At 34.1% G+C, this 25,997-nt stretch carries 18 protein-coding genes, 7 tRNA genes, 3 rRNA genes and 1 other annotated feature; of the genes, 24 read left to right on the top strand and 4 right to left on the bottom strand.

The genetic code is table 11. The features are described from left to right. Nucleotides 1-190: 190 nt before the first annotated feature. The 10 genes from AXE85_RS06715 (at nucleotide 191) to AXE85_RS06670 (ending at nucleotide 5,684) form a co-directional block, all read left to right on the top strand. Nucleotides 191-1,746, top strand: a 16S ribosomal RNA gene (locus AXE85_RS06715). A 213-nt stretch (nucleotides 1,747-1,959) separates the two neighbouring features. Continuing rightward, a 23S ribosomal RNA gene (locus tag AXE85_RS06710) occupies nucleotides 1,960-4,840 on the top strand. Nucleotides 4,841-4,912: 72 nt separating this feature from the next. After that, nucleotides 4,913-5,027 (top strand): 5S ribosomal RNA (gene rrf / locus AXE85_RS06705). The 16S, 23S and 5S rRNA genes sit together here with 7 tRNA genes alongside, the layout of an rRNA operon. 36 nt (nucleotides 5,028-5,063) lie before the next feature. After that, nucleotides 5,064-5,140 (top strand) — tRNA-Asn (locus AXE85_RS06700). A gap of 4 nt (nucleotides 5,141-5,144) precedes the next feature. Then, nucleotides 5,145-5,219, top strand: a tRNA-Glu gene (locus tag AXE85_RS06695). Nucleotides 5,220-5,227: 8 nt separating this feature from the next. Further along, nucleotides 5,228-5,303 (top strand) — tRNA-Val (locus tag AXE85_RS06690). A gap of 18 nt (nucleotides 5,304-5,321) precedes the next feature. After that, nucleotides 5,322-5,405 (top strand) — tRNA-Tyr (locus AXE85_RS06685). Between the two features lie 12 nt (nucleotides 5,406-5,417). Then, a tRNA-Gln gene (locus tag AXE85_RS06680) sits at nucleotides 5,418-5,493 on the top strand. A gap of 1 nt (nucleotide 5,494) precedes the next feature. Beyond that, nucleotides 5,495-5,567: transfer RNA gene (locus tag AXE85_RS06675), tRNA-Lys, on the top strand. A 45-nt stretch (nucleotides 5,568-5,612) separates the two neighbouring features. After that, nucleotides 5,613-5,684 (top strand) — tRNA-Glu (locus tag AXE85_RS06670). A gap of 219 nt (nucleotides 5,685-5,903) precedes the next feature. On the opposite strand, the gene AXE85_RS06665 is transcribed toward AXE85_RS06670, so the two are convergent. Beyond that, entirely contained in the window at nucleotides 5,904-7,205 is a 1,302-nt protein-coding gene (locus AXE85_RS06665) for a cytidine deaminase (protein WP_062174139.1), read from the bottom strand. Between the two features lie 280 nt (nucleotides 7,206-7,485). Beyond that, nucleotides 7,486-7,703, top strand: a binding site (T-box leader). A gap of 60 nt (nucleotides 7,704-7,763) precedes the next feature. Between AXE85_RS06665 and AXE85_RS06660 the strand changes: the two genes are divergently transcribed. The 3 genes from AXE85_RS06660 to AXE85_RS06650 all read left to right on the top strand — a co-directional run bounded on the left by AXE85_RS06660 (nucleotide 7,764) and on the right by AXE85_RS06650 (nucleotide 11,564). Then, a complete protein-coding gene (locus AXE85_RS06660) occupies nucleotides 7,764-10,409 on the top strand; it encodes a valine--tRNA ligase (RefSeq protein WP_174222377.1) in 2,646 nt (881 codons plus the stop codon). Nucleotides 10,410-10,815: 406 nt separating this feature from the next. Then, complete coding sequence (locus AXE85_RS06655) at nucleotides 10,816-11,127, top strand: YSIRK-type signal peptide-containing protein (protein WP_062174135.1); 312 nt, start codon at nucleotides 10,816-10,818, stop codon at nucleotides 11,125-11,127. Further along, on the top strand, nucleotides 11,121-11,564 hold the full coding sequence (locus tag AXE85_RS06650) for a DUF1542 domain-containing protein (protein ID WP_062174133.1): 444 nt from the start codon (nucleotides 11,121-11,123) through the stop codon (nucleotides 11,562-11,564). The genes AXE85_RS06655 and AXE85_RS06650 overlap by 7 nt, the downstream gene beginning before the upstream one ends. 186 nt (nucleotides 11,565-11,750) lie before the next feature. Here AXE85_RS06650 and AXE85_RS06645 read toward each other — a convergent pair whose 3' ends face one another. Then, on the bottom strand, nucleotides 11,751-11,909 hold the full coding sequence (locus AXE85_RS06645; protein WP_062174131.1) for an LPXTG cell wall anchor domain-containing protein: 159 nt from the start codon (nucleotides 11,907-11,909) through the stop codon (nucleotides 11,751-11,753). A 99-nt stretch (nucleotides 11,910-12,008) separates the two neighbouring features. After that, the gene (locus AXE85_RS06640) at nucleotides 12,009-12,506 is read right to left on the bottom strand and encodes a hypothetical protein (RefSeq protein WP_231723769.1); all 498 of its coding nucleotides are present in this window, start codon (nucleotides 12,504-12,506) and stop codon (nucleotides 12,009-12,011) included. 271 nt (nucleotides 12,507-12,777) lie between these two features. Between AXE85_RS06640 and AXE85_RS06635 the strand changes: the two genes are divergently transcribed. From AXE85_RS06635 to dusB, 10 genes are all read left to right on the top strand, one after another. Beyond that, nucleotides 12,778-13,395 carry a helix-turn-helix transcriptional regulator gene (locus AXE85_RS06635; protein ID WP_021753345.1) on the top strand — a complete coding sequence of 206 codons (618 nt, stop codon included), beginning with the start codon at nucleotides 12,778-12,780 and terminating at the stop codon, nucleotides 13,393-13,395. Nucleotide 13,396: 1 nt separating this feature from the next. Further along, nucleotides 13,397-14,206, top strand: coding sequence for a pyruvate, water dikinase regulatory protein (locus AXE85_RS06630; protein WP_062174129.1), 810 nt, complete (start codon nucleotides 13,397-13,399; stop codon nucleotides 14,204-14,206). 36 nt (nucleotides 14,207-14,242) lie between these two features. After that, nucleotides 14,243-16,879, top strand: a complete 2,637-nt coding sequence (gene ppdK, locus AXE85_RS06625; RefSeq protein ID WP_062174127.1) for a pyruvate, phosphate dikinase — start codon at nucleotides 14,243-14,245, stop codon at nucleotides 16,877-16,879. A 446-nt stretch (nucleotides 16,880-17,325) separates the two neighbouring features. Beyond that, nucleotides 17,326-17,538 carry an AbrB/MazE/SpoVT family DNA-binding domain-containing protein gene (locus tag AXE85_RS06620; RefSeq protein WP_062174124.1) on the top strand — a complete coding sequence of 71 codons (213 nt, stop codon included), beginning with the start codon at nucleotides 17,326-17,328 and terminating at the stop codon, nucleotides 17,536-17,538. 1 nt (nucleotide 17,539) lies between these two features. Further along, entirely contained in the window at nucleotides 17,540-18,274 is a 735-nt protein-coding gene (locus AXE85_RS06615; protein WP_062174122.1) for an ABC transporter ATP-binding protein, read from the top strand. Then, nucleotides 18,274-18,924 carry an ABC-2 transporter permease gene (locus tag AXE85_RS06610; protein WP_062174120.1) on the top strand — a complete coding sequence of 217 codons (651 nt, stop codon included), beginning with the start codon at nucleotides 18,274-18,276 and terminating at the stop codon, nucleotides 18,922-18,924. Before AXE85_RS06615 ends, AXE85_RS06610 begins: the two co-directional genes overlap by 1 nt. A 524-nt stretch (nucleotides 18,925-19,448) precedes the next feature. Continuing rightward, complete coding sequence (locus tag AXE85_RS06605; protein ID WP_062174118.1) at nucleotides 19,449-21,620, top strand: hypothetical protein; 2,172 nt, start codon at nucleotides 19,449-19,451, stop codon at nucleotides 21,618-21,620. Nucleotides 21,621-21,775: 155 nt separating this feature from the next. Next, the gene (folB, locus tag AXE85_RS06600; RefSeq protein WP_062174115.1) at nucleotides 21,776-22,159 is read left to right on the top strand and encodes a dihydroneopterin aldolase; all 384 of its coding nucleotides are present in this window, start codon (nucleotides 21,776-21,778) and stop codon (nucleotides 22,157-22,159) included. Next, a complete protein-coding gene (gene folK, locus AXE85_RS06595) occupies nucleotides 22,156-22,626 on the top strand; it encodes a 2-amino-4-hydroxy-6-hydroxymethyldihydropteridine diphosphokinase (protein ID WP_062174113.1) in 471 nt (156 codons plus the stop codon). The genes folB and folK overlap by 4 nt, the downstream gene beginning before the upstream one ends. Before the next feature lie 15 nt (nucleotides 22,627-22,641). Continuing rightward, nucleotides 22,642-23,634, top strand: coding sequence for a tRNA dihydrouridine synthase DusB (gene dusB / locus AXE85_RS06590; protein WP_062174111.1), 993 nt, complete (start codon nucleotides 22,642-22,644; stop codon nucleotides 23,632-23,634). 149 nt (nucleotides 23,635-23,783) lie between these two features. On the opposite strand, the gene AXE85_RS06585 is transcribed toward dusB, so the two are convergent. After that, nucleotides 23,784-24,110, bottom strand: coding sequence for a thioredoxin family protein (locus AXE85_RS06585; RefSeq protein ID WP_062174109.1), 327 nt, complete (start codon nucleotides 24,108-24,110; stop codon nucleotides 23,784-23,786). Nucleotides 24,111-24,557: 447 nt separating this feature from the next. On the opposite strand from AXE85_RS06585, the gene gorA reads away from it, so the two are divergent. Beyond that, nucleotides 24,558-25,910 carry a glutathione-disulfide reductase gene (gene gorA / locus AXE85_RS06580; RefSeq protein WP_062174107.1) on the top strand — a complete coding sequence of 451 codons (1,353 nt, stop codon included), beginning with the start codon at nucleotides 24,558-24,560 and terminating at the stop codon, nucleotides 25,908-25,910. Nucleotides 25,911-25,997: the final 87 nt, after the last annotated feature.

The following is a 25,997-nucleotide window of genomic DNA, read 5'->3' as shown; positions in this document are numbered from 1 at the left end:
AGGAAAAGTTAAGGAAAAGAAAAAAACTTGACAAACCTGAAATAAAATGATAAGATAGAAAAGTTGCTAAAGCAACAAATTGAACATTGAAAACTAAACGAATTAAGTCAACGTAATTCCAAAAAAGGACAGTTCAAAAAGGAACTATAAAACTTTAAAAAGAGCTAAATCAAGCAAACAAATAAGAAAATATTTGGAGAGTTTGATCCTGGCTCAGGACGAACGCTGGCGGCGTGCCTAATACATGCAAGTCGAGCGAAGAATTATTGGTGCTTGCACCGATAATTCTTAGCGGCGAACGGGTGAGTAACACGTAAAGAACCTGCCTTATAGACCGGGATAACTATGGGAAACTGTAGCTAATACCGGATAACAGTATTTTCCGCATGGGAGATATTTAAAAGTCGGTCATGCTGACACTATAAGATGGCTTTGCGGAGCATTAGCTAGTTGGTGGGATAAAAGCCTACCAAGGCGACGATGCATAGCCGACCTGAGAGGGTGAACGGCCACATTGGGACTGAGACACGGCCCAAACTCCTACGGGAGGCAGCAGTAGGGAATCTTCCGCAATGGACGAAAGTCTGACGGAGCAACGCCGCGTGAGTGAAGAAGGATTTCGGTTCGTAAAGCTCTGTTGTTAGGGAAGAAAGGTTGTGTAGTAACTATACACAAAACAGACGGTACCTAACCAGAAAGCCACGGCTAACTACGTGCCAGCAGCCGCGGTAATACGTAGGTGGCAAGCGTTGTCCGGAATTATTGGGCGTAAAGCGCGCGCAGGTGGTTTAGAAAGTCTGATGTGAAAGCTCACGGCTCAACCGTGGAAGGTCATTGGAAACTGATAAACTTGAGTGCAGGAGAGAAAAGTGGAATTCCTAGTGTAGCGGTGAAATGCGTAGAGATTAGGAGGAACACCAGTGGCGAAGGCGGCTTTTTGGCCTGCAACTGACACTGAGGCGCGAAAGCGTGGGGAGCAAACAGGATTAGATACCCTGGTAGTCCACGCCGTAAACGATGAGTGCTAAGTGTTGGTCTCAAAAGAGATCAGTGCTGCAGCAAACGCATTAAGCACTCCGCCTGGGGAGTACGACCGCAAGGTTGAAACTCAAAGGAATTGACGGGGACCCGCACAAGCGGTGGAGCATGTGGTTTAATTCGAAGCAACGCGAAGAACCTTACCAAGTCTTGACATACTGTGAGGGCGTGAGAGATCACGTTGTTTGTCTCTTTGAGACAACACAGATACAGGTGGTGCATGGTTGTCGTCAGCTCGTGTCGTGAGATGTTGGGTTAAGTCCCGCAACGAGCGCAACCCTTATATCTAGTTGCCAGCAGTAAGATGGGGACTCTAGATAGACTGCCAGTGACAAACTGGAGGAAGGTGGGGATGACGTCAAATCATCATGCCCCTTATGACTTGGGCTACACACGTGCTACAATGGATAGGGACAAAGAGAAGCGAGCTTGTAAAAGTAAGCCAATCTCATAAAACTATTCTCAGTTCGGATTGTAGTCTGCAACTCGACTACATGAAGCTGGAATCGCTAGTAATCGCGAATCAGAATGTCGCGGTGAATACGTTCCCGGGTCTTGTACACACCGCCCGTCACACCACGAGAGTTTGTAACACCTGAAGACGGTGACCTAACCGAAAGGGAGGAGCCGGTCACGGTGGGACAGATGATTGGGGTGAAGTCGTAACAAGGTAGCCGTATCGGAAGGTGCGGCTGGATCACCTCCTTTCTAAGGAAAAAAGGATATGTTGGGGAATTCGTTTAGTTTTGAGTGTTCAAGTAATACTCAAGCACAATGAAAACTGAATACAAATATTAGATCAAAAAATTTCTAGAAAAGAAAACAGATTTACAAAACCGAGAAACAGAAGAATAAGGTAAGTAAGAAAAACTTATTCACAAAAAGAGTTCAAGGAAGAAAACGAAGCAAAAAGCTACACACGATTAAGTAGAAAAGAGCGCACGGAGGATGCCTTGGCACTAGGAGCCGAAGAAGGACGTGACAAACGACGAAACGCTACGGGGAGCAGTAAGTAAGCAAAGATCCGTAGATATCCGAATGGGGGAACCCACCGCAAATAAAAAGGCGGTACGCAAAAGCGAGGTAACGCAGGGAACGGAAACATCTAAGTACCTGCAGGAAGAGAAAGAAAAATCGATTTCCCAAGTAGCGGCGAGCGAAAAGGAAGAAGCCCAAACCGATATGCATGCATATAGGGGTAGAAGGACTCTCAAGAAATTGTATTACGAAGTATAGTAGAAGCACTTGGAAAAGTGAGCCGAAGAAGGTAAAAGACCTGTATACGAAATGCTAAGTAAGCAAGAGAGAGCACCTGAGTACGACGGAACACGAGGAATTCCGTCGGAAGCGACCAGGACCATCTGGTAAGGCTAAATACTACCTAGTGACCGATAGTGAACCAGTACCGTGAGGGAAAGGTGAAAAGAACCCCGGGAGGGGAGTGAAAAAGAACCTGAAACCGTGTGCTTACAAGTAGTCAGAGCCCTTAGGGGTGATGGCGTGCCTTTTGTAGAATGAACCGGCGAGTTACTATATCATGCAAGGTTAAGTGGAAGACACGGAGCCGAAGCGAAAGCGAGTCTTAATAGGGCGAGATAGTATGATGGAGTAGACCCGAAACCAAGTGATCTACCCATGTCCAGGTTGAAGTTTAGGTAACACTGAATGGAGGACCGAACCAGGACACGTTGAAAAGTGTTTGGATGAGGTGTGGGTAGCGGAGAAATTCCAATCGAACTTGGAAATAGCTGGTTCTCTCCGAAATAGCTTTAGGGCTAGCCTCGTTAAAGAGTTTACCGGAGGTAGAGCACTGTTTGGACTAGGGGCCCATCCCGGGTTACCGAATTCAGACAAACTCCGAATGCCGGATAAATATAAACGGGAGTCAGACTGCGGGTGATAAGGTTCGTAGTCGAAAGGGAAACAGCCCAGACCGCCAGCTAAGGTCCCAAATTGTATGTTAAGTGGAAAAGGATGTGATGATGCACAGACAACCAGGATGTTGGCTTAGAAGCAGCCACCATTTAAAGAGTGCGTAATAGCTCACTGGTCGAGTGACATCGCGCCGAAAATGTACCGGGGCTAAACATACAACCGAAGCTGCGGATATAACAGATGTTATATGGTAGGAGAGCGTTCTAACGTCGTAGAAGTTAAGCCGAGAGGCGAAGTGGAGAAGTTAGAAGTGAGAATGCCGGTGTAAGTAGCGAAAGATAGGTGAGAATCCTATCCACCGAAAGACTAAGGTTTCCAGAGGAAGGCTCGTCCGCTCTGGGTAAGTCGGGACCTAAGGTGAAGCCGACAGGTGAAGCCGATGGACAACAGGTAGAAATTCCTGTACCACCGAATATCGATTGAGAGAAGTGGGGACAGAGGAGGCTAATTGAGTGCCCTGATGGAATAGGGCGCCTAAGCGCAAAGGTTAAGTAGTAGGCAAAACCGCTACTTATAAGACTGAAGCGTGATGGGGAGCGAAAAAAAGTAGCGAAGTCAATGAAGCCAAACTCTCAAGAAAAGCCGCTATCGAGATAAGAGGTGCCCGTACCGCAAACCGACACAGGTAGTTGGGAAGAGAATTCTAAGGTGAGCGAGAGAACCATCGTTAAGGAACTCGGCAAAATGACCCCGTAACCTCGGGAGAAGGGGTGCCTACGAGAGTAGGCCGCAGTGAATAGGCCCAAGCGACTGTTTAACAAAAACACAGGTCTCTGCAAAACCGAAAGGTGAAGTATAGGGGCTGACGCCTGCCCGGTGCTGGAAGGTTAAGAGGATTGCTTAGCGCAAGCGAAGGTAAGAATTGAAGCCCCAGTAAACGGCGGCCGTAACTATAACGGTCCTAAGGTAGCGAAATTCCTTGTCGGGTAAGTTCCGACCCGCACGAAAGGCGTAACGATTTGGGCACTGTCTCAACGATGGACTCGGTGAAATCATAGTACCTGTGAAGATGCAGGTTACCCGCGACAGGACGGAAAGACCCCATGGAGCTTTACTGTAGCTTGATATTGAATTTTGATGCAGAATGTACAGGATAGGTAGGAGCCAAAGAGGCATGCACGCCAGTGTATGAGGAGGCGATGTTGGGATACTACCCTTTGTGTATTGGAATTCTAACCCACGGAATAGAAAACCGGGAGACAGTGTCAGGTGGGCAGTTTGACTGGGGCGGTCGCCTCCTAAAGAGTAACGGAGGCGTTCAAAGGTTCCCTCAGAATGGTTGGAAATCATTTGGAGAGTGTAAAGGCACAAGGGAGCTTGACTGTGAGAGAGACAACTCGAGCAGGTGCGAAAGCAGGACTTAGTGATCCGGTGGTACCGAATGGAAGGGCCATCGCTCAACGGATAAAAGCTACCCTGGGGATAACAGGCTTATCTCCCCCAAGAGTCCACATCGACGGGGAGGTTTGGCACCTCGATGTCGGCTCATCGCATCCTGGGGCTGAAGTCGGTCCCAAGGGTTGGGCTGTTCGCCCATTAAAGCGGTACGCGAGCTGGGTTCAGAACGTCGTGAGACAGTTCGGTCCCTATCCGTCGTGGGCGTAGGAAATTTGAGAGGAGCTGTCCTTAGTACGAGAGGACCGGGATGGACATAACAATGGTGTACCAGTTGTCACGCCAGTGGCATAGCTGGGTAGCTAAATATGGAAGGGATAAGAGCTGAAAGCATCTAAGCATGAAGCCCCCCTCGAGATGAGATTTCCCACAAAGGTAAGACCCCTTGAAGACGACAAGGAGAATAGGTTAGGAGTGTAAGTGTGGTAACACATTAAGCTGACTAAAACTAATAGGTCGAGGACTTAATCAGAGAGTAGAAGCAGAGAAGTAAAGAAGTTGACAAAAGGAGAGGAATTGATATAATATGAGTATAAAGTTTTCGTCTGGTGGCGATAGCAAAGAGGACACACCTGTACCCATACCGAACACAGAAGTTAAGCTCTTTAGCGTCGAGAGTAGTTGGGTTTACGCCCTGCGAGGCTAGATCGTTGCCAGGCTTTTGAAGTCTTTAGCAAATGCTTTAGGCTTATTATTCCACAGTAGCTCAGTTGGTAGTAGCATCTGACTGTTAATCAGAGGGTCGCAGGTTCGAGTCCTGCCTGTGGAGCCATTTTGGCCCGTTGGTCAAGCGGTTAAGACACCGCCCTTTCACGGCGGTAACACGGGTTCGAGTCCCGTACGGGTCACCATTTTTGGAGGAGGTTTAGCTCAGCTGGGAGAGCACTTGCCTTACAAGCAAGGGGTCAGCGGTTCGATCCCGTTAACCTCCACCATTTATTTTGTCATAAATAGGGGAGATAGCGAAGAGGCTAAACGCGACGGACTGTAAATCCGTTCCTTAGGGTTCAGTGGTTCGAATCCACTTCTCCCCACCATTCATTTATTATTGGGATATAGCCAAGCGGTAAGGCAACGGACTTTGACTCCGTCATTCCCCTGGTTCGAATCCAGGTATCCCAGCCATGAGCCATTAGCTCAGTTGGTAGAGCATTTGACTTTTAATCAAAGGGTCGAAGGTTCGAGTCCTTCATGGCTCATTAAATAAAAGGCTAATCAATTAGCATTAGCCTTTTTATATTTTTGGCCCGTTGGTCAAGCGGTTAAGACACCGCCCTTTCACGGCGGTAACACGGGTTCGAGTCCCGTACGGGTCATTTAAGATGTAGCATTTGCTACATCTTTTTTTCTACAAAATGAAATGTAGGAATGATGGGAAAAATTGTGAATTTCAAATCAGTTATGTGTAAAACATGGAGCAGGAGAAAAAATGTACTGATCCTAAAAGTAAGATTTTTTATATCTAATTTTTTAGGTTCAGTACATTAGTATATTTTTGGGTAATACATTGTTAAATGTATTTGAATAGTTAAATATTATTGTTTTAAATCTTTTGATGTAAAACTAAGTGGTAATACTTCTTCAAAAAAATTATAAACAGTGTAGTTATCCGGAGAATCACCTAGCAACATTTTGAAGTCTTTTTCTGCAAATTCTGCAATCACTTGGCGACAAACACCGCATGGCGGGCAGTAAGGATTTAAGTTGTCGCCTTTTTTACCGCCTACAATAGCAATTTTTTTAAAATTACGCACACCTTCACTGACAGCTTTAAATATTGCTGTTCTTTCAGCACAGTTGGTTGGTGAGTAACTGGCATTTTCTATATTACAACCGGTATAAATAACACCATTATCTGCCAATATTGCAGCACCGACTCTAAAGTTGGAATATGGAACATAAGCGTAGTCGGCAGCTCTTATTGCCTCTTTCATTAATAATTTATTTATATTATCCTCATTTAATATATTATTCTCCTTTTCCAGTATGGGAAAAATTGTTTCTGCGACACCTGCTTCAGTATTATCTTTGGTAGTAATATAGGTGGAAATATTTTTTAACTTGTCCATACCATTTATCATAGCAACACTGATATTTGATATTTCTAACATAGAAAGATCATTTAAATTATCTCCTATTGAAATTATATCTTTTAGTGAGATATTGTATTTATCGGAAATTTTTCTTAGTGCCTTACCTTTGGTGGCATTTTTATCCATAATTTCCAAATTATTGATTCCGGATGAAGTTACTGCAAGATTTTCATTGGCTGCTAAAAGTTGCTGTGCTTTTTTTAATTTTTCCGGATTGGCATCTAATCCAATTACCTTTATAGGAGGATTACTTGGTTGATTAAAATAGAATTCTATATTTTTCACTTCTGTAAGATAACCGTTTTCGACACGTTTGAAAGCATCTTTACGCAAATGTTCAATATTTGGTTCCTGACCGTTCGCACGAATAAGGTCAACATAAGCTTGAATATCAGTTTCTAAATTTTCTGTGAATACTGTGTTTTTTGTATATAATTGGTATTTTATATCTAAAGTTTTGAAAATTTCAACAGTATAGTATAAATCTTTTAGTGAGATAGGAATAATATCTAATATATCTCCTTTGCTATCATAAATTATACCCCCGTTAAAACTTATTATATCGCATTTTATGTTTTCTAATTTTAGTGCCGGTAGTGCTTCATAATATGGTCTGCCGGTTGCAACAACAAATTTTATATTATTTTGCTGAGCAATTTTTATAAGTTCAACATTTTTTTTAGGAATGATATGTTCAGAATTTAATAAAGTTCCGTCCATATCACAGGCTATTAATTTTATCATATATCAAATCATAAAGACTATTATTTTTGATCTTTATTCCTTTCGTAATAGTGTATTATGATTATAACATAATAATTAGTTTAAAATAAAGATAAATTTTAAAATTGTATAGGTAAAATAATAATAAATGCTCAATTATAATTTTCCATTTTATTAAGTAGTTAATTTCATTTTATAATATACTATCAAAAAATTTATAAAAAATTAAAATAATTACTTCTATATTGCTTGAATTATTATTTCAAATATGGTATTATAAGGAACGTATTTTAATTATAAAATATATGCGATGAGCCGATAAGTAAAAGTTCTTGCGTACCGTAGGATACAGAAAAGAGATCAGTGGTTGAGAGATTTCTCCTAGGCAAGACTTTGAAGTAGACGGTGAGCATTTAAAGTGAATGGTAGGTAGCTTTAAACGTGGAAAGAGCGTTAATCTTTAATAAGTGCTAAATTATTTAGAATAAAGGTGGTACCACGGAAACTTTCGTCCTTGTCATTAAGGAAGAGGGTTATTTTTTTTACCTAAGTAGAATTGAAACAACAGTATAGGAGGATATAGATATGACTGAAATGTCAACAAAATATAATCCAACAGAAGTAGAGAATAATCGCTACAGTTGGTGGTTAGAAAAAGAAGTATTTAAAGCAGATAACAAAAGTAAGAAAAATCCTTATACAATTGTTATTCCGCCACCAAATGTAACAGGTAAGTTACATATTGGTCACGCATGGGATACAACATTGCAGGATATGTTAACACGTTTTAAACGTCTAAAAGGGTATGATGTATTGTATTTGCCGGGAATGGATCATGCCGGTATTTCAACTCAGGCGAAAGTAGAAGCAAAAATACGCGAAGAAGGAATTTCACGTTATGATTTAGGGAGAGAAAAATTTTTAGAGCGTGCTTGGGAATGGAAAGAAGAATATGCGGGGTATATCCGTGAACAGTGGGCAAAACTGGGACTAGGTCTTGACTATACAAGAGAAAGATTTACTCTTGACGAGGGATTAAACAAAGCTGTTACAAAAATTTTTGTTGATCATTATAATAATGGGACTATTTATCGTGGTGAAAAAATTATCAATTGGGATCCTATACAACGTACAGCATTATCAAACATTGAGGTAATTCATAAAGATGTGGAAGGTGCATTTTATCACTTGAAATATTTTTTAGCGGATAATAGCGGAGAATATTTAGAAGTAGCAACAACACGCCCGGAAACATTGTTTGGAGATGTGGCGGTTGCGGTTCATCCGGAAGATGAGAGATATAAAAAATATATTGGAAAAACAGTATTATTACCGGTAATAAATAAGGAAATTCCTATAATTGCCGACAAATATGTAGAAAAAGATTTTGGAAGTGGGGTTGTAAAAATTACTCCGGCACATGATCCTAATGATTTTGAAGTAGGAGAACGTCATAATTTGGAAAGAATTATCGTTATGGACGAAGGTGCTGTAATGAATGAGTATGCTGATAAATATGCTGGAATGGATCGCTTTGAATGTCGTAAAGCATTAGTTGCGGATCTAAAAGAAACCGGTGTATGTTTCAAAATAGAAAAACATCTACACTCTGTTGGACATTCTGAACGTAGCGGTGCAGTAGTAGAACCTTATCTGTCAAAACAATGGTTTGTTGATATGAAACCATTAGCTGAAAAAGTGTTGAAAAATCAAAAAAATGATAAAGAAAAAGTAAATTTTTATCCACCTCGTTTTGCTCATACGTTGAATACTTGGATGGAAAATATTCAGGATTGGTGTATTTCTCGTCAATTATGGTGGGGGCATCGTATTCCGGCATGGTATCATAAAAAAACCGGTGAGATATATGTTGATGTTAATCCCCCAAAAGATATTGAAAATTATGTTCAAGATGAAGATGTACTTGATACATGGTATTCATCAGCATTATTCCCATTTTCTACATTAGGCTGGCCTGATTTGGAGAGTGAAGATTTTAAACGTTATTATCCAAATAGTTGTTTAGTAACCGGATATGATATTATATTCTTCTGGGTGGCACGTATGGTATTTCAAGGTTTAGAGTTTACCGGAGTACGTCCGTTTGAAGATTGTTTAATTCATGGTTTAGTTCGGGATGAACAAGGTCGTAAGATGAGTAAATCACTTGGCAATGGGGTAGACCCTATGGAGGTTATAGCAGAGTACGGAGCTGATAGTTTGCGTTACTTCTTAGCTACTAATTCAACGCCGGGGCAAGATCTTCGCTATTCAACAGAAAAAATAGAAGCAAGTTGGAATTATATCAATAAAATTTGGAATGCCTCTCGTTTTGTTATTATGAACTTGGAAGATTTCAAATACGAAGATATTGATTTGCGTGGAGAAAAAACATTAGCTGACAAATATATCTTAACTAAATTAGCGAAAACAATAGAAGATTTTGAACGGTTGTTTGAACGTTATGAGTTTGGAGAAGCGTCACGTATTCTTTATAATTTTGTGTGGGAAGAATTTTGTTCATGGTACATCGAAATTGCAAAAATTTCATTAAATGGAGAAGATGAAGAAGCTAAAAAAACAACTAAATCAGTATTAGTTCATGTACTTGATGCGTCATTAAAAATGTTACACCCATTTATGCCGTTTGTAACGGAAGAAATTTGGCAACATATTCCCCATATCGGCGATAGTATAGTAACATCAGAATTTGTTGAAGTTAACCCGGAACTGGTATTCGAGCGAGAAACTGAAAATATGCAATTTATTCAAGAAGTTATAATTGCTGTACGTAATATTCGTAGTGAAGTAAATGCTCCGATGTCACGAGAAATTCCGATTAAAATAAAATACACTCAAGATAGTGTAAAAGACATATTATTAAATGGAAGTGCTTATCTGGAAAAATTTGCTCGTCCTAGTGAGCTTATTGTGGAAAGAGATATAGCTGTAAGTGAAACGGATATTAGCAGAATTTTATCAGGTGCCGAAATTTATGTATCACTAAGTGATTTAATTGATATTGATAAAGAAAAAAAACGTCTAAACAAAGAATTGGAAAAATTAGCTAAAGAATTAGAGCGTGTTAATAAAAAGCTGTCAAATGAAAAATTTGTCGGTTCTGCTCCGGAAACGGTAGTAGCAAAAGAAAAAGAAAAACAAGTATTATATCAAGAGCAGTATGATAGTGTAAAAGAGCGTCTTGAGTCTTTGGATAATTTATAATAAATGATTAATAAAGAAGTGGGTTTATAAACTCATTTCTTTTTTTGTATTTACATGGAATATATAAAATTCCTTAAATTTTAATTTTAAAAAATATATTTATATAGAGGTTTGAAATTAAATAAAAAGTGAATAATTATTCACCCTAATACAAGATAATTATTGATTGTATTTATTTAATAAACTTATAAAAATTTTAAGTTTACATAAAATTAAATAAACACAAATATACTGTTAAATAAGGAAATAACAACTATTTTTTCACTATTAACAATATTAAAAAAACAATAAAAAACTAAATTTTAAGTATATTTATATTGAAAAATATTAAATTATATGTTATTATAAACAATGTTCTAGGGTTGGTATACCCTAATATAAAATTTAAGAAAACGAGGAATATAAAATGAAAAATAAAGAAAAATTTTCTATAAGAAAATATAAAATAGGAGTAGCTTCTGTTTTAGTCGGACTGGGAGTAGCAATAGGAGGAAGCGCAGTTGAAGCACATGCAGCGGACACTGCCGGTACAGCAACAACTCAATCTAAAGTACAGTCTAATAGCGAAAAACCAAGTAGCAAGAAATTAACAGGTGAAGAATTAAAAAAACAAAGAGATGCATTAAAAGATGAATTAAATAAAATGAATTTAAGCGAAAAGAGAAAAGAAGAATACAGAAAAAAATTGATAAGGAAGATATTTTTGATAAATTGTTAGAATTAAGTAACAACTTCCATGAAGAATCAAGATTAGAATCTTTAAAGAGTTTTAAAAATGATAAAGTTAAAAACTTCGCAAAAGGATTAATGGAAGAAATTAAATACCAAAAAGAAAAAATAAACAAAATGAAATCTCTAACAGAAGAAGAGAAAACAAACGCATTAGAAAATTTAGAAAAAATTGAAAAAGAAACAATAGAAAAACTTTCTTCATTAACAACTGATGCACAAATCAATAAAGTGCGATATGAGGTTATAAAAGAATTATCTAAACCAGTTGTACCATTTAAATTCTATGTAGAAAAAGAATTAAATGATTACGCTAATAAGAAATTAGAAACATTAGGAGAAGTACATAAACAAAACCTTTTAACAGGTGAAGAATCTTTTGAAGCGGATTATAATAATTTAGTGGAAAAATTGAAAAAAAATTAGATTACAAGCTTTTGATGGAATAGATAAAGCAGCTAAGAAAGATGAAATTTTAAAAATAAAAAAAGAAGCAGAAACGAAAATAGATAATGCCGTTGAAGCGTACCAAAATAACAAAAAGGTAGCTGTTAAGTAAAATAGAAAGGGGTTGACCTAAAAGGAAAGCCCAAAAAAGAAACAAGCAAGAAACTAATCTTGCTTGTTTTCATCGTTGTTATTGTTGTCTTTAATTTTTCTCCAAATGAGAAAAATTATAACAAGAATAATGATTACAATACCAATATAAACTCCGTAATTTTTAACTATTTCACCTGTTTGTGGTAGGGTGCTAGTAGATAATAGTTTCATATAATATACCTCTTATTTATTTATTATTATGTAGTACATCTGTTTGTACTTGTTCTTTAACATTTTCTAATGTTTCAATCGCATTCTTTTTAAATGCCTCTATTTTTCCTGTGTTTGAGAATCTGTTACCGTTTGTTTAATATTTTCTACTTGATCCTTAATAGAATTTAGAGTTGTTTGCATATGTTTTTTATAAGAATCTAATGCAGGTTGTGTTTTTTCGCTGATTTCTTTTGCAACAGCAACGTTTTCCTTCAATTCTTTTGAATATTCTTTTATGTCACATGCTTGTTCTTTAATTTGAGAAACATTCTCAGATAATTCTTTTCCATACTCAACGGCGTTATTATACCTTTTTTCCAGATTATTCTTAGTTTTATTTATAACGTTTTTAAAATCATTATACATATATTTAGTTGCATCTTCGATACCATTTTTTTTAGTATAGCTAATCATACACTTAGTATAACCATAATAATCTTTAGATTTTTTCTTAATAAATTCAGCATGCTCTTCTATTTTATTAGGATTTTTTGTATAATAATTTGCTACCGCAATACCGGTTCCAATAACAAAAAGTTTAGATAATTTTGACATAGAATAAGTCCTTTCTATAAATTTTTCAATACGTTACCCTACTAATTATATCATACACAGCTTTAAAAGAAAATAAAATTATATATATTTTGTGATAGAAAAAACTAGATATTAGTATAACATTATAACATTGAATTAAACGTGTTTTTATAGAAAAAAACTAGAAAGAAACACATTAAAGAATTATTATTACATATTAATTTTATTTTTTATTGAATTAATATGTAATATATTGTATAATTGTTAATGTAATATAAATAAAGGAGGAACAATGAAACTTACAGATAGACAAAAGGCGATAATAGAAATAGTGAAAAGTTTTGAACCGATTACTAGTGATGAGATTGCTGAAAAGCTATCTTTGGGGAAATCAACATTAAGAAATGATTTAGCCGTACTGGGAATGTTAGAAGTATTGGAAGCTAAACCTAATGTTGGTTATTACTACAATTACGACTTTTCACCGGGAGAAAAAAGGGAGGAATTTAAAAGTAAGTTAATAAAAGAAGTAATGGGAATTGCTATAACTGCCAGAAGCACAGCTAGTTACTCAGATGTATTATCAAAATTATTTATTTATGATGTAGGAACTATTTTTATTGTTGATGAAGATAATCATTTAGTTGGTGTAACATCACGAAAAGATATGCTTAAATTATCACGTAATGCAGAGGCTGATAAATTACCTATAGCACTTGCTATGACAAGGGTGCCTAATGTTGTTTATATTCACGAAGATGATTTGGTAAGTGATGCACTTAGAAAGATTATTTTACACGAAATTGACTGTTTGCCGGTAGTAAGGGAAGAATCAGGCGGCAGAATTATCGTGGGAAAAATTTCTAAAACTACATTAATAAAAATATTATTGGAGATATTGGAGGGGTAGTATGTTAACTGTGCATATTATATCGGATTCTATAGGAAATACTGCTAAAGATGTTGTAGATGCAGCGTTAGTTCAGTTTTCTTATTCTGATGTTAGTTATAAAATTTTAAAAAACTCCAATGTGGGAACAAAAGACAAAATTGAATCAATTTTAGCTAATATAGAAAAAGATGATATTATTGTTCAAACATTGGTAGATAAAGAACTGGCAAGTTATGTAAAAGAATTAGCTAAAATTAAAGGGATAGTAGTTATTGATTTACTAACTGATATATTAAATATTTTTGAAGAAAAATTAAAAGTTAAACCGGAAAATAATCCGGGGTTAATAAGAAAAATGGGAGCAGAATACTTTAAACGTGTAGATGCGTTGGAATTTGCCGTTAAGTATGATGATGGAAAAGATATTAACGGATTAAAAGAAGCGGATATAATTATTCTTGGCGTATCAAGAACATCTAAGACACCACTTAGTTTATATTTAGCTAATAGAAACATTAAGGTAATGAACGTACCTATTGTTCAGGATTTAATTTTACCGGAACAATTATACGAGGTTAAAAGAAAAATTATTGGTTTAACAAATTCTGTAGAACAGTTAAATAAATTGCGGGGAGAACGTTTAAAAGCGTTAGGTGTAGATCATGGAACAGATTATACCGATGAAGTTCAAATTTTTGAAGAATTGGAATACGCAATGAATATAATGGAGAAAATGGGTTGCCCTGTTATTGATGTTCAAAACAAGGCAATAGAGGAGACCGCGGAGCTTGTTATTAATATAATGAGAGAACGCGGATTAGAAATATAAAAAGTAAGTTTAAACAAAAATATGGGGGGGAAGACCATGACAAAAAAATATGTATATAATTTTAGCGAAGGTAATAAAGATATGCGTTCTTTATTAGGAGGAAAAGGTGCAAACCTTGCAGAGATGAAATCTCTTGGAATTAATGTACCGCCGGGGTTCACTATTACTACGGAAAGTTGTAATAGCTATTATGAAAATGGGGAACGTATTAAACCTGAAATTTTAAAACAAATTAATGAGCAATTAGAAATACTGGAAAAAGAAATCGGCAAAAAGTTAGGAAGCCTTGAAAATCCGCTATTAGTATCAGTAAGAAGTGGAGCAGTTTATTCAATGCCGGGTATGATGGATACAATTTTGAACCTTGGTTTAAATGATGAAACAACTATAGTATTAGCTAAGAAAAATAATAATTATCGTTTTGCATACGACAGCTATCGTCGCTTTATTCAAATGTTTTCTGACGTGGTAATGGGTGTAGAAAAGTATAAATTTGAAGAAGTGTTAACACGTGTAAAACAAGAAAATGGTTATGAACAAGATAGCGATATGAATGAAAAAGATTTGTTCAAAGTAGTAGAAGAGTTTAAAGCTATTTACAAAAAGGAAACCGGAAAAGAATTTCCGATGAGTGTAAAAGAACAACTAATGCTTGCGGTTGAAGCGGTATTTAAATCATGGAATAACAACCGTGCTAAAGTGTACAGACGTTTACACAGTATTAGCGATAAATTGGGAACAGCGGTTAATATTCAAGCTATGGTATTTGGTAACATGGGAGAAAATTGTGGTACTGGGGTATCATTTAGTAGAAATCCGGTAACCGGAGAAGATGAATTATTTGGTGAATATTTAATTAATGCTCAAGGTGAAGATGTTGTTGCAGGTATTAGAACACCGAAAAATATAAGTGTTCTTGAAGAAGATATGCCGAATTTATATAAGGAGTTTGTAGATATTTCTAAAAAATTAGAAAAACATTACAAAGATATGCAAGATATTGAGTTTACTATTGAGGATGGAAAACTTTATATTTTACAAACACGTAATGCTAAAAGAACACCGAACGCTGTAGTAGAAGTTGCTGTTTCATTGGTAGAAGAAGGCGTTATTACCAAAGAAGAGGCTATTTTACGAATAGGTTCTGATGAAGTAAATAAATTATTACATGCAACATTTGAAGAAAAATCTTTAAAAAATGCAAAACAATTAACGCAAGGATTAGCAGCTTCACCCGGTGCTGCTACAGGACATATTTATTTTTCAGCGGAAGAAGCTGTTGAAGCTGCGAAAAAATATCCGGTAATATTGGTAAGAGAAGAAACATCACCGGAAGATATTGAGGGAATGGTAAGTTCTCAAGCTATCGTTACATTACGTGGAGGTATGACATCACATGCTGCGGTAGTAGCTCGTGGTATGGGTAAATGTTGTGTCTGCGGTTGCCAAAATATGATTATAGATTATAAGGATAAAACACTACGAGTATCAGATGAAGTGTTGAATGAAGGTGATGTAATTTCGGTAGACGGAAGTAGCGGTAAAGTATATTCAGGCGAAGTAGAAAAAGTAGAAGCACAATTCAGTGAACGTTTCAAAAAATTATTAAGTTGGGCAGATGAAATTCGAGAAATGCGTGTATTTGCTAATGCTGATAATGAAACAGATGCAAAAGTTGCTTTTGATTTCGGAGCTGAAGGGGTTGGATTATGTAGAACCGAACATATGTTCTTTGAAGAAGATCGTATTAGTTTAGTAAGAAAAATGATTCTTGCTGCCGATACACAAGAACGTGTGAAATTCTTGGATCGTCTTCAACCAATTCAAAGTGAAGATTTTTACAAAATATTTAAAGCAGCAGACGGAAAATCAGTAAATATTCGTTTATTAGATCCACCGCTACATGAATTTTTACCAAAAGATGATAAAACAATAGAAGTTATTGCCGAAGAAATTGGGGTAACAGTAGCACAACTGAATGCAAAAATAAAAAGTATTGCAGAATTTAACCCGATGATGGGTCACCGTGGTTGTCGTTTAGGTATGACATATCCGGAAATATACTTAATGCAAGCAAAAGCAATTAGTGCAGCAGCAATTAGAGCAAGAAAAGACGGTCATGAAGTAACGGTTGAAATTATGATTCCGTTAGTAGGATTAGAAAAAGAAATTTCTGATTTACGTGAAAAAATTGTTGAGTTAGTGGAAAAAGAAATTCATTTATATGGTACAGATTTCAATTACAAAGTTGGAACAATGATTGAAATACCACGTGCTTGTTTAATTGCAGATAAAGTTGCAAAACATGCAGATTTCTTCAGTTTTGGTACAAATGACCTAACTCAATTAACATTTGGATATTCTCGTGATGACGCCGAGAAATTTATAGATATTTATAAAAAGAAAAATATCTTAGAATCTGATCCGTTCGTTCACTTAGATGAAAGCGGAGTTCTACAATTAATGGAAATTGCAGTAAACAAAGCAAGACAAACTAAACCTAATATCAAACTTGGTATTTGTGGTGAACACGGTGGAGATGAAAAATCAATTTTACTATGTTCAAAAATTGGGCTTGGTTATGTATCTTGCTCACCTTATCGTGTAATTATTGCGCGTATAGCGGCTGCTAAAGCTGCTATTGGTGCAGAAGAAAGTGCAACAACAAAATAATGATTGAATGACGGTAAAGAAACTCTCAATTAAAAAGTTGGGAGTTTCTTTATTGGCTGTATAATAAGGTTCTGTGTCAAATGTGTTGCATCTGACCTCAAAAAGTTAAACTTAGGATAGTGTAGTAGTTTTAATGACTGCTACGCTACTATTTTTTATTATACACCCCTTTTTTCAAGAACAACCCAATTATGGAAATAGAAGGATTAATAAATAGTTTTCAAACTTAAAAATTTCTTTTCTATTGACTTATAATGTGAATAGAAATCTTAATTTTTCTACTTATAAAACTAAAAAATAGAATTAGATTTATTCGTATTGGGTGTAACGGTAGCGAGTTTTATGTTATAACATCGGTGCTTGTATTTTTTGAGATTACATAGTATAATAAGTTATATAAATCATACAAGTTATACAAATCATACCAAAAAAGGAGATTAATTATCATGAAAGCACCAAAGGGAAAACATGCTTGGATAGCTACAGTTGGAGAAAAAGGTCAGATAGTAATACCTAAACAGGCACGGGAAGTATTTGATATAAAACCCGGTGATACAATTTTACTTCTTGGCGATGAAAAACGAGGTATTGCTATACCACCAAAAGGAGCGTTTGCACATTTGATGGAAGCAGCTTTTGAAGAGAAAGAGGGTGAATGATATGGAATATATTTTGGAAGTAAATGGACTTACAAAAATTTATTCAGCTTTTGAATTAAAACCTACCAGTTTTCGTATTGAAGCTGGTGAGGTTATGGGATTTATAGGTAGAAATGGCGCGGGGAAGACAACAGCACTTAAGTCTATTTTAAATCTTGTACATCCTAATGCAGGTAGCGTTCGTATTCTTGGAATGGACTATCTGGATAATGAGGATGAAATTAAACAACAGATCGGTTATGCAGTAGGTGGAATAGATTATTATAAAAGGAAAAAATTAAAAGATATTGTAGCCATTACTCGTATTTTCTATGATAATTGGGATGATGAGGCGTATCGTCATTATCTTACCGCATTTAAGCTTGACGAAAATAAGAAGATTATGGAACTTTCTGAGGGTATGAAAGTGAAATTTTACCTTACTTTGGCTCTTTCTCATCATGCTAAACTTTTGATTTTGGATGAGCCTACAAGCGGGCTTGATCCGGTATCCAGAGATGAAATGAATGAAATTTTTCGAAAGCTTGCCGCTAAAGGTGTAGCAATTTTATTTTCTACTCATATCACTAGTGATTTAGAAAAATGTGCGAATACTATTACCTATATTAAAAACGGAGAATTACTTTTATCAACGAAGAAAGAAGAATTTATTCGTCATTATACCGAGGAAATAGGTGGTACACCGACACTTGAAGATATTATGGCACATATTGAAAGAGAAGAGGTGAATTTGTGATGAAAAAACTTTTTTATAAAGAAATAAAGCTGGCAGCAAATCCTTTGAGTTATTGGTTTATCGTTTTTTCAGCTATGACAATGATTCCAAGATACCCTATTCTTGTTGGTACATTTTTTATCTGTCTTGGTATTTTTCATACTTACCAGCAGATTCGAGAATACGATGATATTACATATACGGTAATGTTACCGGTTAAGAAACAAGATGTGGTTACAGCTAAATATCTATTTGTTTTATTTATCGAATTTATAGCTTTTGTCCTATGCACACTACTAACGATTATTAGGATGAAAGTTTCAAGTAACGTTGCTCCTTATGCTATAAAAGAATTGATGAATGCAAATGTTGCTTATCTTGGATATGTAATAATTATATTTGCAATATTTAACAGTATTTTTCTCGCAGGCTTTTTTAAGACAGCTTACAAAATTTGGAAACCTTTTATAATATTCTGTATAGTTAGTTTTATTGTAGTAGTCATAGGGGAAGTGTTACATCATATCCCCGGTTTAGAAAGTTTGAATGAACCTTCAAATTTAAGTATACCTCAAGTTGTCATATTTGTAATTGGTGTCATTACATTTATATTGTGTACATGGTTTTCATATCAGAAAGCTATAAAGGATTTTGAAGAAATTGATTTGTAAGTTAAGATGTTGAAGGTAGTGATAGAACGTGATAGTATGGTTGCCATGTTCTATATACAAAAGTAAAATTTTAATAAAGTTGAGAAAAGATATTGAATTAAAGAACCGAACACAAAGAAACAGAGCTAATAATGTAAGATATAAAATCTTATATTGTTGGCTCTGTTTGTTATGAGAATTCCCGTGAATAAAATATATTACAAACCGATTTTACACGATGATTATTTAAGAGTGTGACACACCGCTATCTATACAAAAATATCTTCTGTATTTTTTTATTTTCATAAATAACATAATCAAGACACCAAGGCGCATAAATAGAGAGAATGCCGTTTTTATTAATAATAACAATAGTTCTTAATTTTCTTATAATTAATGTCGTTTTACATATACGAAGTAGTTGTTAATTTAACAAATCTAAATCGCATTTAACTAGATTTTAATATTTTTCTGTATAATAATTGACGTGAAATTTTTTAGGTAATATAATAGTAGTTGTCCATAATTATGAAAGGAGGAGAATAATGAAGTATAAGTTAATATTACCTTGTTTGGTATGTTTAGGATTTGCAAGTATAAATAGTGAAACAGTGCATGCTGATTTTTATACAGATTATAATACCAGTGTTTTAGATACTATGCTGAAAAAAAATATTTTTGATACTGATATATTTCAAAAAACTTTGAAATATTCTCCTCCTAAAATAAATACTAATATAACAACACAAATAACAGATGAGTTAGACTATACAGCAGAGTTATTAGATTATAATAAAAATTCGTACAATTATCTAATTTTTTATTCATCAGGTGATGAGAAAAATCCAACGGAATTATTTAGAATAGCAATCAATAAAACTGGAACCGGAAAAATAAAAGATCACAATTTACTAAATAAATTAAAGCCGAATACAAAATTTTTTCTTAAAGTAATGAGTTTTAATATTGATAATAATGGAAATATTGGAGAAGTAAAGTATTCTAAATCAAGTGATTATTACTATACAAAAAAAACTATACATTTAGCCGTTATGGAAGATGAAAAAACTGTAAAAAATAAAAATATAACTTTAATAAATCTACCAACCAAAGATGAGATACAGATAAATCCTTATGAATTGCAACAGCACTATAGAACGGACAAATATTATACTTACAACAATGCTAAGGTAGTAGTAGATGACAAAGAAACTATTTTGAACGGTAATATTTTGACTATTCCTTATAATGCTGAGAAGATAGTGATAAATTTGGTGAAAAATAAGGATAATTGGAGAAACGTAAAAGTAGAATTTCCAACAGAGTATAAAAATGAAAACAAAGAATATTCTGCTAAGAAAAATACACCGTTATCAGAGTTTTTTAAAAACAATAATTTAAAAAATAATTTTGAGAAAAATGGTAATTATACTTTTCGCGGTTATTATTTAGATGACAAAGAAGTCAATACTTCCAATGACGATGAAATAACGAATAATATTACTATAAAAGCAAAATTTAATACTAAGTTGATATTAGATAACGGAAAAAGCACTAAAGAACAAAACTTAGTTACCGGAGAAAAGTTGGAAAAAATAGATAATAGCTTTTTTTATAAGGAAAAGTATCATATTGTAAGCTATAGTTTATATAAAAAAAATGGTGAAAAAATAAAAGATATTACATCATTAGCTGATGAAACTGTTGATGAAAGTATAGTTATAAAGGCTAATTATGAGGAAAATACTAATATAGTAAGTGTAAGACAAGATGATTATAATAAACGTTTTGGAAAAGTGTCGGATGATATAAAAGATGCGGATATTAAATGGAGTCAAACAAAAAAAATAGGAGATCTTTTAAAGAAATTAAGAGAAAAGGTAAAACCGAATTCCGGTTATAAAGTAGTATTTAGAATAAATAAAAAAGTAGTCGACGAATCTTCATATATTGATAAAGATATTGTTTTAGAGATCTACTTTAAAAAAATAGAAGAAGAATGGGTTAATGTGAAATTTATCGGAAAAGGAATTGATAAATTCTTATCAGACGGGCAAGAAGTTCTTTATAATTCTCGAATAGACAGTGCAGTTAATCTTCCAACAGCAACAGGAGAAACTGAACGAGAATTTTTAGGTTGGCAAGCCAATAGAGATTATACTGTATTAGATGAAAATTCAAATAAAATTCAAGTGTCTAAAAATAAATTATTGCAGACTAATGAACTGGGAGCTGTAATAGCTGAAAAAGGGAAAAATCTTGAATTTACAGCAATTTATAGGAAAATATTCAATATAGAATTTTTAAAAACTCAAACCGGTTCAGTAGAATTATCAAAAGCAAATCAAAATATTTTAAAAGTAGATGAATTTGATAGTATAGGGATGGCAACAAAAGATAACAAAATCTTGGTATTACCTAAAAGCCATTATAATTTATCCTATTTTACAGCAAATAAAAATGTTAAAATTAGTACAGAAAGTGGTTATAAGGAAATTTTTGCCGGAGAAAAAATTGCCGAAAAAGAATTGTATAATATTGTCCCAACCTCCGATTTGAAAATTACTCCGATATTTGAATTTAGTCTGTTTTCAAAAACGGTAGATGATATAATAACAAGTTCTAAAATAAAAAGTATAGATGAAGCACTAATTCTTGAATTGGAATCTACAGAAAATATTAGAAGAATATTAGGACCGCTTTACTACTTAAGATAACACACTAGATAATGCTATAGGAATTTATCTAGTGTTTTGTTCTAAAATATTTATTTTAAAGATTTGATAGAAAATGAGAATTCACTTTAATAGAGAAAAAATTGAAAATATGGTAAAATTTTGTAGTTATGTAATGAAGTTTTAAGGAGTGTTATATGCAGTCAAAATTATTTATAAAAAATTTAGAAGTATTTGCTTATCACGGTTTATTTAATGAAGAAAATAAATTGGGACAAAAATTTATTTTTGATGTTGAATGTGATGTAAATTATACTAAGGCGTTATTCAGTGATGATATGAATGATAGTATAAGTTATGCAAGTATAGCGGATATAGTGATAAAGACAGCAACAGAAAATACATTTAATTTATTGGAACGATTGACAGGAGAAATTGTTAAAAATATTTTTAATAAATTTTCTGAAGTTACAGCGATCAAATTAGAAATAAATAAACCTAACGCTCCATTAAAGTATTCTTTTGATAAATGTGGTACTAAGTTAACTATAACACGTGTGGAGTTTGATAATTTATTATGATAATTTTAGCGTTGGGTACAAATTTGGAGCCGAGAGAACAGTATTTAATTTCGGCATTAGAAAAAATGGAAAAAATCGGTATAAAAATTAAAAAAAGTAGCAGCATTTATGAAACTTCTGCATGGGGTGGCGTTGCTACTAATAATTTTTTAAATATGTGTATCGTTGTTGAATATAAAAAATCAGCATATAAGTTGCTTGAAAATATTCAACAAATAGAACACAATCTTGGCAGAGTGAGAAAAGAACATTGGGGCGATAGAACGATAGACATAGATATTATAGAATTTAATGGAAAAGTTTTTAATGATGAAAAGTTAATAGTTCCACATAAGTATTTACACGAGAGAATCTTTGTTTTGTTACCAATTTTAGAAATATGCGGTGATATATTAATAAATAATAAGAGTGTAAAAAATTCTTTAGATAAACTTGATAGTCAGATTAAGGTGTATAAAAAATTGTAAGTGAAAGGATAACTGATGTTTAAAATAAGAGAAGTAGAAATACCGAACAGAGTGGTACTTGCTCCAATGGCAGGGGTATGTAATGCGGCATTCAGATTAACAGCAAAAGAGTTTGGTGCCGGATTAGTATGTGCTGAGATGGTGAGTGATAAAGCAATTTTATTTAATAATCAAAAAACAATGAATATGTTACATATTGATCCACGAGAACATCCGCTTAGCCTTCAAATTTTCGGCGGAGATATAGATAGTATGGTAGAAGCTGCAAAATATGTTGATAAAAATACTCAAGCCGATATTATTGATATAAATATGGGTTGTCCTGTTCCGAAGATAACAAAGTCGGATGCAGGAAGTAAATTATTATTAAATCCTGCTAAAGTTTATGAAGTGATTTCACGAATAGTAGATGCAGTGGAAAAACCCGTAACGGTAAAAATGCGTATGGGTTGGGACGATGAGCATATCTATGTGATGGATAATGCAAAAAATGCAGAACGTGCCGGAGCTTCTTCAATAGCAATTCATGGGAGAACAAAGGTACAAATGTATAGCGGGAAAGCAAATTGGGATGTTATTCGTGATGTGAAAAAAGAATTAACAGTTCCTGTTATCGGTAATGGAGATGTAACAAGTCCGGAACTTGCAAAAAAAATGCTTGATGAAACGGGTTGTGATGCAGTGATGATAGGACGAGCAGCATTGGGTAATCCATGGATGCTTTATAGAACGGTGAAGTATTTAGAAACGGGAGAATTAACACCTGAGCCAACCCCACGAGAAAAAATAGATGTTTGTTTACTACATCTAAGAAGACTTATGGAAATTAAACCGGAAAAAGTGGCAGTACATGAAATGAGAAAACATGCCTCTTATTATATGAAAGGTATTAAAGGTGGAACAAAGGTAAAAAAAGAACTTAACCATCTTAACACATATGAAGAGATGGAGCAATTATTTGAAAAATTTCTTGATTATATAGACAATAAAAATAAAATATCAGTATAAAACTAAAAAGAGTTATCGGAATTTAAAGTTAAATCGAGATAACTCTTTTTTTTTTTTAGATTTTGGCATTGTGACATAAATTCTGTAAGTTACTTTTTGTCAGCAGAAAGCAAAACGATTTATTATGTAGATTTTGTTTATGGAAAAAGTTAAATTTTTAATAAGAAGTTTTCAACTTCATTTTGAGTTTTTGCTATTTTTGAAACAAATCTAGCAACTTCTTTATTATTTTTATAAGCGACAAATGATGGAATTCCAAAAATATTCAGTGTTTGAATAATTTCCGGGAATTTATCTCTATCAATGTAGATAAATTTTATATCAGGAAATTTATTTATAGTTTCTTCAAAAAATTTATCCAATATTAGGCAATCCGGACACCAATTTGCAGAAAAAACAAAAACTACTTTTTCGTTATTTTCTTTAGCTGTCTTAAATTCTTCAATAGTTTTTAAATATTCTATATAGTCAAACATCATATCACCTCGCAGTATTATATAATTAAGATTATACTATTAAGTAATAACATTATCACGTAAAATGATTTAGCTAAATGATAGTAGAAAATAGATAGAAACCACTATTTTGAAAAAATACTTTGAAGAATTATGATTTTTCCCCTAAGCACTTCTATTGAAAAAAATATTTCAATAGTGCATAATATACTTACAGAAAGCATTAAGTATTAATTTTATAAGAAAGAGTGTAAAAAATATTATATATTTATATACAAAATATTATTTGTTGCTGATTCTATAGTGGTGTGGCAACCTTAAGAACTAACTGCTACGCAGTGGATTTCTTAAGGTTCACCTGAGCTTATAATCTCAGGTGAAGCCAGTATTCCACCACTAAAAACAGCAACAAGTCTAATAGCAATGTTTGTAAAATAATATATTGAAATTTTTACAAGGGGAAAATATATGGTAAAACACTATGATTATATTGCAATCGGTGGCGGAAGTGGAGGAATTGCTTCAATTAATCGTGCTGCAATGTATGGGGAAAAAACTTTGTTAATTGAACGAGGCGAATTGGGAGGGACATGTGTTAACGTCGGTTGCGTACCTAAAAAAGTGATGTGGCACGCTTCTCAAATATCAGAAAGTCTAAAATTATACGCAGCAGATTACGGTTTTACATTTGATAATTTAGAATTTAATTTTGAAAAATTAGTAGATAGCCGCAGTGCTTATATTGATAGAATACATGGTTCTTATGAACGTGGATTAAGCAATAATAATGTGGACGTAATTAAAGGATCTGCTAAATTTATAAACAAAAATACTGTAGAAGTGAACGGTGAACAATATTCAGCTAATCATATTCTAATTGCAACAGGAGGGAAACCGACTATTCCTAATATTGAGGGTGCGGAATATGGAATAACTTCGAATGAAGTATTTGCATTGAAACAATTACCGAAACGTATCGCTGTGGTCGGTGCAGGATATATTGCTGTAGAATTAGCCGGTGTATTTAATGGCCTAGGCGTTAACACACACTTATTTGTGAGAAAGCATTCACCGCTGAGAACATTTGATAAAGATATAGTTGATACATTGGTAAAAGTTATGGAAAAAGAGGGACCAACTCTGCATACTCATGCTATACCGAAAAAAGTAGTGAAAAATTCCGATAATAGTTTAACATTAATATTAGAAGATGATAGACAAACAACAGTAGACTTACTGGTGTGGGCTATTGGAAGAAGTCCGTTAACACAAGGCTTAAATTTAGAAGCGGCTGGAGTTGGGTTAAATGAACGTGGTTTTATTGAAACAGATAAATATCAAAATACGAATGTTGAAGGAATTTATGCAGTAGGTGATGTAACCGGACGCCTTGCACTTACTCCGGTAGCGGTAGCGGCGGGTCGACGTTTGTCAGAGCGACTATTTAACGGTAAAGTAAATGAATATTTAGATTATAACAATGTAGCAACGGTTATCTTTTCGCATCCTCCAATCGCCGCAATAGGTTATACAGAAGAAAAAGCATTAAAAGAATTTGGTAAACAAAATGTTAAAGTATATAAATCATCATTTACACCAATGTATTCAGCAGTTACGAATAATCGTCAACCAAGTACAATGAAACTTGTAACAGTTGGTGCAGAAGAAAAAATTGTCGGTCTGCATGGTATCGGTTTTGGTGTTGATGAAATGATTCAAGGCTTTGCTGTAGCTATAAAAATGGGAGCGACAAAAAAAGATTTTGATGATACAGTCGCAATTCATCCAACAGGTTCAGAAGAATTTGTAACTATGAGATAATATAGGAAAAGCATAATGTAACTGAATTTTGGCTTTTTTAAGTTTAAAAACCGGGAGTAGAGTGTTTATTTGTTAAAAGAAATATTT

The sequence above is a fragment of the Gemella sp. oral taxon 928 genome (assembly GCF_001553915.1).
GTDB classification, from domain to species: domain Bacteria; phylum Bacillota; class Bacilli; order Staphylococcales; family Gemellaceae; genus Gemella; species Gemella massiliensis.
The sequence above is the reverse complement of the archived record's forward strand: the minus strand, read 5'-3'. Positions and strand labels throughout refer to the sequence as shown.

What these genes read in the sequence shown, in the direction of transcription:
- AXE85_RS06665 (WP_062174139.1), bottom strand. Translation starts at nt 7,205, where the DNA reads ATGATAAAATTAATAGCCTGTGATATGGACGGAACTTTATTAAATTCT.
- AXE85_RS06655 (WP_062174135.1), top strand. Translation starts at nt 10,816, where the DNA reads ATGAAAAATAAAGAAAAATTTTCTATAAGAAAATATAAAATAGGAGTA.
- AXE85_RS06645 (WP_062174131.1), bottom strand. Translation starts at nt 11,909, where the DNA reads ATGAAACTATTATCTACTAGCACCCTACCACAAACAGGTGAAATAGTT.
- AXE85_RS06640 (WP_231723769.1), bottom strand. Translation starts at nt 12,506, where the DNA reads ATGTCAAAATTATCTAAACTTTTTGTTATTGGAACCGGTATTGCGGTA.
- AXE85_RS06635 (WP_021753345.1), top strand. Translation starts at nt 12,778, where the DNA reads ATGAAACTTACAGATAGACAAAAGGCGATAATAGAAATAGTGAAAAGT.
- AXE85_RS06630 (WP_062174129.1), top strand. Translation starts at nt 13,397, where the DNA reads ATGTTAACTGTGCATATTATATCGGATTCTATAGGAAATACTGCTAAA.
- ppdK (WP_062174127.1), top strand. Translation starts at nt 14,243, where the DNA reads ATGACAAAAAAATATGTATATAATTTTAGCGAAGGTAATAAAGATATG.
- AXE85_RS06620 (WP_062174124.1), top strand. Translation starts at nt 17,326, where the DNA reads ATGAAAGCACCAAAGGGAAAACATGCTTGGATAGCTACAGTTGGAGAA.
- AXE85_RS06615 (WP_062174122.1), top strand. Translation starts at nt 17,540, where the DNA reads ATGGAATATATTTTGGAAGTAAATGGACTTACAAAAATTTATTCAGCT.
- AXE85_RS06610 (WP_062174120.1), top strand. Translation starts at nt 18,274, where the DNA reads ATGAAAAAACTTTTTTATAAAGAAATAAAGCTGGCAGCAAATCCTTTG.
- AXE85_RS06605 (WP_062174118.1), top strand. Translation starts at nt 19,449, where the DNA reads ATGAAGTATAAGTTAATATTACCTTGTTTGGTATGTTTAGGATTTGCA.
- folB (WP_062174115.1), top strand. Translation starts at nt 21,776, where the DNA reads ATGCAGTCAAAATTATTTATAAAAAATTTAGAAGTATTTGCTTATCAC.
- folK (WP_062174113.1), top strand. Translation starts at nt 22,156, where the DNA reads ATGATAATTTTAGCGTTGGGTACAAATTTGGAGCCGAGAGAACAGTAT.
- dusB (WP_062174111.1), top strand. Translation starts at nt 22,642, where the DNA reads ATGTTTAAAATAAGAGAAGTAGAAATACCGAACAGAGTGGTACTTGCT.
- AXE85_RS06585 (WP_062174109.1), bottom strand. Translation starts at nt 24,110, where the DNA reads ATGTTTGACTATATAGAATATTTAAAAACTATTGAAGAATTTAAGACA.
- gorA (WP_062174107.1), top strand. Translation starts at nt 24,558, where the DNA reads ATGGTAAAACACTATGATTATATTGCAATCGGTGGCGGAAGTGGAGGA.